At 68.9% G+C, this 10,495-nt stretch carries 1 protein-coding gene; it reads left to right on the top strand.

The features are described 5' to 3' along the window. Positions 1-253 precede the first annotated feature (253 nt). The coding region (locus ACZ69M_RS42835) for a LamG-like jellyroll fold domain-containing protein (RefSeq protein ID WP_470058684.1) at positions 254-10,495 on the top strand (10,242 nt) is incomplete at its 3' end.

The following is a 10,495-nucleotide window of genomic DNA, read 5'->3' on the forward strand; positions in this document are numbered from 1 at the left end:
CCGCAAAAAAGTTCACAAGCAGCAAAGGGGCGAGTCGAAACAAGTCGACTTGGTTCAGCAAGATCCGGTCAAGCTAAGGCCAAAAACGTTCCTCGAGCCTGTCCGCGGCATGTTCACAACAGTCAAGATCAGCGGGTTTTCTGTGCTTCTCCTGCGCGTTCCCCCTGCCTGATCTCTCTTGACTGTTGGAGTCGAAGCCGTGCGCATTCGGCCTGCCCGCCGTTCCCGCCAGCCCCGTCGTCCCGTCAGCCGTATGCACCGCATCCGGCGGCAGGTGGCCATGGTCGCCCTGACGGCGCTCGCAATGATGCTGACGACCCAGCAGGCAGTGGCCGACGGCCGCGAGTTGGGCCAGGTGTCCCTCTCGATGCCGAGTCTGTCCTCCGTGATGGCCTGGTTCCAGGACCCGCACTGGGGCCGGATCCCGCACCAGAAGTCGGGCACCGCGGCCGGGCACGCCCACCACGTCTCCGCGAAGACGACCGACGCCAAGCGCGGTGTGGGCAGGGCGCCGGGCAAGGGGAGGGGTGAGCTCGCCGCCTACCAGCCGCACAAGCCCGCCGTTCAGCAGGGCAAGAGCCGCGGCGGCGGCACCTACAACCCCAAGACCAGCAAGCGCAACGCGGCCAAGTCCTCGCGCACCGACACCGTCTACGACAACGCCGACGGCAGCACCACCCGCCGAATATCCCCGACGCCCGTCAACTACCAGGTGGGGAAGGGGAGATGGGCACCGATCGATGTGGACGTGAGAGCCGGTCCCGACGGCCGCTGGCACGAGAAGGCCAACTCCGTCGGTGTCGACTTCGGCGCCAAGGCCGGTGACTCCGGCCTCGTCTCCTTCGCCGCCGACAGCGCGCACTCCCTTTCCTACGGACTCAAGGGCGCGGCCTCCGTCAAGGGCACGGCGGACGGCTCGCGCGTCACGTACGAGAACGCCCTGACGGACACCGACCTCCAGGTCGCCCCCACCGCGACCGGGGTCAAGGACGCGGTCGTCCTGCGTTCCGCCGACGCGGGCAACAGCTGGACCTTCCCCCTGGACCTCAAGGGCCTCACGCCCGTCCAGACCAAGAGCGGGTCGATCGACCTGCGTGACTCCACCGGCAAGACCGTCGAGCGCATCCCCGCGTCGTACGCCTACGACTCGAAGGTGAACCCGCGCTCCGGGGACCCGGCCACCACCCACGACGTCAGCACCGAGCTCGTCCACGACAAGGACGGCTACGCGCTGAAGGTGACCCTCGACGACAGCTGGCTGCACGACCCGCGCCGTGTCTTCCCGGTCACCGTCGACCCGCAGGTCACGGACGGCTGGACCACCACCTACGCCGAGTCCGGGTCCGGCAACAACGTCGACCACTCCTACGAGCAGACCGTCAAGGTCGGCTCCTACGACTCCGGCACCCACTCCGCGGTCAGCTACGTCAACCACTGGGACACCGCCTGGGACGGCAGCGGTGTCACCGTCTCCTCCGCGACCCTGCACCTCTTCGACACCTGGGCCGCCACCTGCACCGCCGAGCGTTTCGACGTCGCGCTGGTGACGAAGGCCTGGACCCCGGAGGGCGTCACCAGCTACCCGGGGCCGACGTACGGCTCCTCGATCGGCAACGCGACGCCGAGCGTGCCCAACGCCTGCGCCAACACCGGCGCCGACCGCTCCGTCGGCGACAACGTGAGCGTCTCCCTGTCCACGTCCGCCATCCAGGGCTGGATGAGCGGCACCACCGCCGACTACGGCCTCGCGCTCTACGCGTCGACGACCGACAACCTGCACTGGAAGCAGTTCGGCTCCTTCAACGACCCCGGGCTCGGCCCGTACATCGTGGTCACCTACACGGGTAACACGGCGCCGCAGCTGTACGAGCAGTTCCCCGCCGACAACGCGGTCGTGGGCACCACCACCCCCGAGCTGACCGCCTGGGCGGGCGGCGCCAACTCCAGCAGCGGCAGCAGCAACCAGTACGTCTTCAAGGTCTACGACGCGACCAACACGCAGGTCGCCACGTCCGGTCTGATCTCCACCGGCGACTGGACGGTCCCGGCGGGCAAGCTGGCCTGGGGCAAGCCGTACACGTGGACGGTTCAGGCGTACGACGCCACCACCGCTCTGTACTCGACGGCGGAACCGTACGCGCTCTCGGTCCAGGTGCCGCAACCCGTGATCACCTCGGGTCTGTCGCAGAACAGCAGTGACCACGGCTTCGACGCGTCGATCGGCAACTACACCACCTCCGACACCGACGCCTCGATCTCCACCGTCGGCCCCTCGCTGGACGTGGAGCGCGACTACAACTCCCGCGACCCGCGCTGGACCGGCGCGTTCGGGTCCGGCTGGTCGAGCATCTTCGACGCGCGGGCGACCGAGCAGTACATGGCGTCGGGCGCGGTCTCCAGTGTCAACGTCACCTACCCGGACGGTTCGCAGGTCGGGTACGGCAAGAACAGCGACGGTACGTTCACCCCGGGCAACGGACGGTTCGCCACCTTCACCACGGTCACGGGCGGCGGCTACAAGCTGACCGACAAGGACGACACGGTCTACACGTTCACCCAGCCCCTGGGGTCGGGCGCGTACGGTCTGATCTCCGTGACGGACGCCAACGGGCGGTCCATCACCCTCACCTGGACCAGCGGCCACATCACGAAGATGACGTCCGCGGTCTCCACCCGTTCGCTCAACCTGACCTGGTTCACGCCGTCCGGCGCGTCGGCAGCGCACGTCCAGACCGTCGTCACCGACCCGGTCACCGCGGGTGACTCCTCCACCGCGCAGACCTGGACGTACGGCTACACCGGCGACCAGCTCACCAAGGTGTGCTCGCCGCTGTCGACGACCAAGTGCACGACGTACGGCTACACGAGCGGCTCGCAGTACCAGAACGCCTCGCTCGACCTCGACCCGCACGCCATGTGGCCGCTGTCGGAGTCCTCGGGCGCGACGACCGCCAAGGACGCCGTCCTCGCAGGTGAGGGCACCGACAACGCGACCTACGAGAACGTGACGACGGGCCAGAGCGGTGGCCCGCTCACCGGTTCCTCCACCACCGTCGCCTCCTTCAACGGCACCTCCTCCGACGTCTCGCTGCCGAAGAACACCGGCAACGACACCGACTCCGGCGCGCTCTCGCTCTGGTTCAAGACCTCCGCGGGCCCCGGCGTCCTGTACTCGTACGCCTCCCAGCCCATCGGCTCCGGACAGGCCGCGGGCTTCTACACCCCCTCGGTCTACGTCGGCACCGACGGCAAGCTGAACGCCGAGTTCTGGTACAGCGGCGGCATCAACCCGATCGTCACGACCGCGTCGGTCGCCGACGGCAAGTGGCATCACGTGGTGCTGTCGGCCGCGGGCAACTCGCAGACGCTGTACGTCGACAACGCGAAGATCGGCTCGCGCACCGGCACCGTCTCCATCCAGAGCGCGGTCGCCTTCGGCAAGAACCAGTCCTTCAACTACCTCGGCACCGGCTTCCTCGGCGGGAACTGGCCCGACGAGCCGCACCAGAGCTCCACCGAGAAGACCGGCTACGCCACCTACTTCAACGGCTCGGTCGCGGACGCCGCCTGGTACGGCCGCCCGCTGGTCGCCGCCGACGTCAACGCCCTCTACCAGTACGGCACCCACGCGGCGAGCCTGCTGACCTCCATCACCCGGCCCTCCGGCAAGACGTACGCGGCCATGCAGTACGACCCGGGCACCACCACCCTCACCCAGCTCACCGACGAGAACGGCGGCGTCTGGAAGCTCGGGGCGCCCACGGTCACCGGCTCCAGCCAGACCTACCGGGGCGCGGTCCTAGGCGCGGCGCCCGCGGGCTACTTCCGTCTCGGTGAGGCGGCCGGCGCGACCACCGCCGTCGACGAGGTGCGCGGCGGCAACGGCACCTACAGCGCGGTGACGCTCGGCGCGACGGGACCGTTCAGCGACCAGAAGGCGTCGACGTTCAACGGCAGTACCTCGTACGTCGAGGTGCCCGCAGCGACGCTGCACGCCACCAGCGACCGCAGCGTCGAGCTCTGGTTCAAGACCGCGGCGCAGGGCGTCATCGTCGGCGACCAGTCGGTGGCCGTCGGTGGTGCGAGCGCCGCGTCGGGCACGTACAGCCCGTTGTTGTACGTCGGCACCGACAACAAACTGCACGGCCACTTCTGGTCCGTCAGCGGCTCCGGCACCGCCGACTTCGGCTCCACCGGCACGGTCACGGACAACGCCTGGCACCACGTCGCGCTCACCGTGTCCGGCGCCACCCAGACCCTCTACCTGGACGGCGTCCAGCAGGACACCTTCTCCGGTACGCCGAACGACCAGTCCAACTCGCACCTCTACATAGGCGCCGGCTTCGCCAAGGGCTGGCTCGACTCGCCCGCCGACGTCAGCCACTTCACCGGTTCGATCGCCGACGTCGCCCTCTACCACTCGGGGCTCACCGCGCAGGACGTCGCGGCCCACATGGAGGCGGCGAAGAACTCCACCGGCCTCCTCCCGGTGGAGACGGTCAAGGTGACCTCGCCGGCGAACGCCACGCTCACGTACACATACGACGTCGACAACGGCAACCGGGCGCTGACCGAGACCGACGGCCTCGGCAACAAGACGAGCTTCGGCTACGACTCCGCCGGTTTCGAGCACACGGTCACCGACCCCAACGGCTCGATGAACATCACCGGTCACGACGTACGCGGCAACATCGTCTCCTCGACCGCCTGCCAGGACGAGTCCGCGAACAAGTGCTCGACCGAGTACTACACGTACTACCCGGACGACACCACGGCCCAGCTGACGACGACCGACCCGCGAAACGACCAGCTGCTGACCGAGCGCGACGGCCGTTCGGCGTCGGCGACCGACAACACCTACCTGACCTCGTACGCGTACGACGCGCAGGGCAACCAGACCGGTATCACCGGCCCGGCCGTCCCCGGCTTCTCGCACGGCCGCACCACCACGACCGTCTACAGCGACGGCACCAGCACCTACCCGTCGGCAGACGGCGGAGTGGTGCCCAAGGGCATGCCGGTGAAGACGATCAGCCCCGGCGGCGCGGTCAACCAGGTGGCGTACTTCAAGAACGGCGACGTCGCCTCGACCACCGACGCCATCGGTCTGGCGACGACGTACACCTACGACGGCCTCGGCCAGGTCCTCAGCCAGAAGGTCGTCTCGGACACCTACCCGAACGGCCTGACCACCTCGTACACGTACGACCTGAACGGCCAGGTCACCGAGGAGCACGACCCGCAGCTCACCGACCGCGTCACCGGCGCCGCCCACGCCGCCGTCTCCTCGACCGTCTACGACGAGGACGGCAACGTCACCTCGCAGACCGTCGCCGACGCGAGCGGCGGCGACACCGCGCGCACCGAGACGCAGACCTACGACGCCTACGACCACCTGCTGACCGAGTCGGACGCCAACGCGGTCGCGGGCGCGAGCAACGGCAACACGACCACGTACACCTACGACAACCAGGGCAACAAGACCAAGGAAGTCACGTCGGCGGGCAACGAGACCCGCTACACGTACGACGACAACGGCAACCTGCTCACCCAGGCCCTGATGTACACCGGTGACCCGGTCAACCCGGGGACCGCGACCCTGCTCACGGAGTCCTCGCGCGCCTACGACCCGGCCGGCCGCCTCCAGTCGGTGACCGACGCGATGGGCAACACCACCTCGTACACCTACCTGGACGACGGTCTGACCGCCGCGGTGAAGCGGACCAGCTCCGACGGCACGAAGAGCTACGTCCTGGAGTCGGACACCTACGACGCCGCCGGGAACCTGCTCACCTCGACCTCCGACAACGGCGAGACCGTCACCAACTACAAGGTCGACGCGGCCTCCCGCACCACCTCCACCACGGTCGACCCGACCGGCGTGGACCGCGTCTCCACGGTCGCGTACACCCCGGACGACCAGGTCGCGAGCCAGAACGACCACGACGCCACGGGCTACGACCGCACCACCACCAGCACGTACGACGCCATGGGCAACGTGCTCAGCGAGACGCTGTACGGGGACGCCTCCGGGCACCCGGCCGGCTGGTGGAAGCTCAACCAGGACTCCGGCACGAACATCACCGACTCCTCCGGCACCGGCAACACCGCCACCGCCGGTTCGGGCGTGACCTGGTCGGACACCGCGGCGAAGTTCGCGGGCACCACCACCGGCACCGGCAACGTCGTCGACACCACCGGCCCGGTCCTGGACACCACCGCCTCCTACACGGTGTCCGCCTGGGTCAACCTCAGTGACACCTCCACCTACCGCACCTTCGTCGCCCAGGGCGGCACCAACCGGGCCTCCTTCTACCTGCAGTACTCCAAGGCCGACAACGCGTACCGCTTCCACGCGGCCAACGCCGACGTGGCCTCCCCGACCGCGTTCTACGACGCCACCGCCACCGCGGCACCCACGCTGAACACCTGGACGCACCTGGTCGGCGTCTTCGACTCGACGACCGGCTCCATGAAGCTGTACGTCAACGGCGCCCAGGCGGGCTCGGGTACGAACACCGCGCCCTGGACCGGCACCGGACCGCTCTCCATCGGCGGCACCGAGAAGGCGGACGGCACGACGAGCGACGTCGTCGCCGGTTCGGTCGGTGACGTGCAGGTCTACCAGCGGGCCCTGTCCGCGACCGACGTCACCTCCCTCTACGGCAAGGGCCGCACGGGCGGCACGGTCGGCTCCTCCACCGAGCAGACCACCAAGTACAGCTACGACAAGCGGGGCCTGCCGACGTCCACGACGGACGCCGAGCAGAACACCACGACGTACGCCTACGACGAGGCGGGCAACCTCGCGGTCTCCACCGCGCCCGCCGTCCAGTCCGAGCCGGACGGCACCACGCCGGCGACCGTCCACCCCGTCACCACCAGCGGTTTCAACACCTTCGGCGAGGGCGTCGAGGAGGAGGACCCGAACGGCCTGGTGACGACCACGGCGTACGACGCCAACGGCAACAAGGTCTCCGAGGCGCTCCCCTCGTACACCCCCGCGGGCGCCTCCACGCCCAACGCGGGCACTACGGTCTGGAAGTACGACAGCGAGGGCAACCAGACCGACGAGATCAGCCCGAGCGGCAAGACCTCCTCGTACCTCTACGACCAGATGGGCAACCTCGCCCAGATCACGGCGCCCGACGGCACCAAGACGCACGCGCTGTACGACACCAACGGCGAGCAGCTGTCGGCGACGGACGCCGCGGGCGCGCAGACCCAGGCGACGTACGACTTCATGGGCCGTCAGCTCACCTCGTCGACGATGGAGCGCTACCCGTCGACGACGACGCTGACGACGACGAACTCGTACGCGGTCACGACCGGCAACCCGTACGGCGCGCACGCCGCGTCGACGACGTCGCCGGGCGGGGTGACCAACTCCTACGCCTACAACAGGGCCGGTGACGTCACCTCGGTGACGGACGGCGCGGGCAACACGACCCGCTACGGCTACGACTTCGAGGGCAACACGACGAAGACGACGCTGGCGGACGGCACCTGGACCGAGACGGACTACAACGCCTCGGACGACCCGACGGCGACGCGTGAGTACGACGCGAGCGGCACGAAGCTGTCGGGGACCTCGCAGCAGTACGACGGCGTGGGCAACATGGTCTCCTCCACGGACGCCAACCAGCACACCACCCGCTGGACGTACGACGCGTCGGGCGCGATCACGCAGCAGGTCGAGCCGGTGGACGCCGCGACCTCGATCACCACGACCTTCGGCTACGACGCGGCGGGCAACCGCACCCGCTTCACCGACGGCCGCGGCAACTCCTGGCGCTACACGTACACACCGTGGGGCCAGCAGGAGAAGGTGATCGAGCCGACGACCGCCACGTACACCTCGGCCGCCGACTCGACGACGACCTTCGCCTACGACGCGGACGGCCAGCTGACGACGGCCACTCTCCCGGGTGGCGTCACGACGTCGATGACCTACGACGTCAACGGCCAGCTCAAGACGATGAACGGCTCCGGCGCGGACGCGGCGACGGCGAAGCGCACGTTCAACTACGACGCGGACGGCCGGGTCCTGTCGGCGGACACGGACGAGGCGGGCATCGCGGGCGCGGTGGACCACCAGGCCGCCACGCACGACGCGTTCACGTACGACGACCGGGGTGACGTCCTCACGGCCTCGGGCTCGGCGGGCTCCTCCAACTTCTCGTACAACAACGACGCGTCGATGCTGACGCGGACGGACGCGGCGGGGACGACGTCGTACGGCTACGACACGGCGGGCCGCCTCTCGTCTCTGAACGACGCGGCGACGGGCACCCAACTGACCTACACATACGGTCAGTTGAACGAGGTCAAGTCGGTCAAGTACGGCTCGACGGGCCAGACCCGCACCTTCGGCTACAACAGCTCGCACGAGCTGACGAGCGACGTCCTGGTCCAGGGCGCGTCCACGCTGGCGAGCTTCTCGTACGGCTACGACGACAACGGCAACCTGATGTCGAAGGCGACGACGGGAGTCTCGGGCGCCTCGTCGAACTCGTACACGTACGACTGGTCGGACCGTCTGACGTCGTGGAACAACGGTTCGACGACGAAGAGTTACGCGTACGACGCCTCGGGCAACCGCATCCGCAACGGCTCGGACGTCTACACCTACGACGCCCGTGACGAGCTGACCTCGGACGGCACGCACACCTACGACTACTCCGCGCGCGGCACGATGACGCAGGAGTCGCAGACGTCGGGTTCGGTGGCGTACAAGACGGACGCGTTCGGCGGCCAGATCGCGGCCGGCACGCAGTCCTACACGCTGGACGCGCTGGGCCGGAACATCACCGACACGGACACGACGGCGCAGTCCACGCGCACGTTCGCCTACTCCGGCGCGGACAACACGATCGCGTCCGACGGCGACAACACGTACACGTACGACCCGGCGGGCGGCGTGATCGGCGTGAAGCCGTCGGGCGGCAGCGGGTCGCTGGCGCTGACGGACCTGCACAGCGACGTGGTGGGCACGTTCACGTCAGGTGCGACGTCACTCGCGGGTTCGGCGTCGTACGACCCGCTGGGCAAGGTGGTCTCGCCGACTGACACGGTGACGGGTCATCTGGGCTTCCAGTCGGGCTGGACGGAGCCGGGCACGGGCGACGTGGGTACGGCGTCCCGTTGGTACAGCCCGGACACGGGCCAGTTCCTGAACAAGGACAGCATCTCGCTGAACGCGGTGCCGAACTCGGTGGCGGCGAACCCGTTCGCCTACGTCGACGACAACCCGATGGCGGGCACGGACGAGTCGGGCAACTGCTCCTGGTACGACGTGGTGTGCGGTGCGAAGAAGGCCGTCCATCACGTCAAGCGCGCGGTCTCCCACGTGGCGCACAAGGTGTACCACGCGGTGAAGCACGCGGCGCGGAAGATCGTCCACGCGGTCAAGCACGCGGCGCACAAGATCGTGCACCACGTGCGGGACGTCTACCACGCGACGGTGCGGGTGGTGCGGCGCGTGTACCACTACGCGGCACGGCACGTCAGACGCATCTATCACGCGGCCGTCCATGCGGTGCATACGGCGTATCACAAGGCCTCACGTGTGGTGCATCGCGTGGTCCACGCGGTGAAGCAGGTGGCGCACAAGATCGCGAGCCATGTGAAGAAGGCCGCGAAGGCGGTCGCCCACGTGGCACGGACCGCGTACCACGCGACGGTCAAGGCGGCGAAGGCGACGGCGACGTATGTGAAGCACCACGCCGCTGCGATCACGTCGTTCGTGGTGTCGACGGCGGTGTTCGCCGGGTGCGAGGCGGCGACCTGGGGTGTCGGCACGATCGGCTGCGCGGCGATCGCGGGTGCGGCCGGCTCCCTGGTGGAGCAGGGCTTCAAGTGCGCGCAGAACGGCGGCGGGGACTGCAGCGTGGGGGCGTTCGGCGAGTCCGCCCTTGAGGGTGCGGCCGCGGGTGCGCTGGGCGGTGCGCTGGGAAGCCTGGGCGGCAAGCTCCTGGCGAAGGTGGCGCCCAAGGCGATGAAGGTCGTGGGCGGCCTGTTCGGCAAGGGGGCGACGGAGGCCGGCGACTCAGCGGCGGCGGACGCCACGGACGAGGCGGCTTCGGCGGCGGAGTCGGAGGGGGCGGGGACGCGGAGTCAGTCGGAGTCGGGCGGGAGTTGCAAGATCCCGGGGGCGAAGGCAGCCCCGCACAGCTTCACGGGTTCGACCCGGGTGCTGATGGCGGACGGTTCTGCGAAGGCGATCGACCAGGTGCGGGTGGGTGACACGATCGCCAACTCGGTGCCGGGAGTGGCTGGCACGGAGGCGCACAAGGTCACCGCGGTGATCGTGACGCACACGGACCACGACTTCGTGGATGTGACGGTCAAGGCGGCGGCTGAAACGACGGCGAAGCACGCCGCTGGACATGCAGCGAAGAGCGGGGCGAAGTCCCTGGCCCGGAAGGTGGCGCGCAAGGCGGCGTTCGGCCTGGCGGCGTCGGCGGCTGTGCTGGGCGCGTTGGCGGCGAGCCAC

The sequence above is a fragment of the Streptomyces sp. NPDC107454 genome, from assembly GCF_055582885.1.